General features: G+C 46.9%; 1 protein-coding gene. It reads left to right on the top strand.

What is annotated here, in order from left to right:
- Positions 1-418 (top strand): NAD(P)/FAD-dependent oxidoreductase (locus A3750_RS16695; RefSeq protein WP_369819950.1); only part of this gene is annotated, 418 nt, incomplete at both ends.

Below are 418 nucleotides of genomic sequence, written 5' to 3'. Positions count from 1 at the left end.
ATCACAGACCTTTCCTATTCAAACCCGAATGTAAGCCCATTTGAGGAATTTCAGCGTCTCAAGCACCACCCTGAGATAGGAAAGTACCTTAAAGATGCCAAGCGCGTTGCTTATGGCGCTCGCGCAATTTCAAAAGGCGGCTACAACGCACTTCCAAAAATGACCTTCCCGGGCGGCTTATTGCTCGGCTGCGACGCAGGAACACTAAACTCTTCTAAAATCAAAGGCTCGCACACCGCAATGAAGTCAGGCATGCTTGGCGCAGAAGCAGTTTTTGAAGCACTAAACAACGGTTCAGAAGGCAAAGAAGAGCTTACAAACTTCACAAAAATGTTTGAAAACAGCTGGCTGTACAAAGAGCTCTATGATGAGCGGAACTTTGGCCCAGCTATGCACAAATTTGGCAATATAATCGGCG

This window comes from Oleiphilus sp. HI0079 (assembly GCF_001635105.1).
The sequence above is the reverse complement of the archived record's forward strand: the minus strand, read 5'-3'. Positions and strand labels throughout refer to the sequence as shown.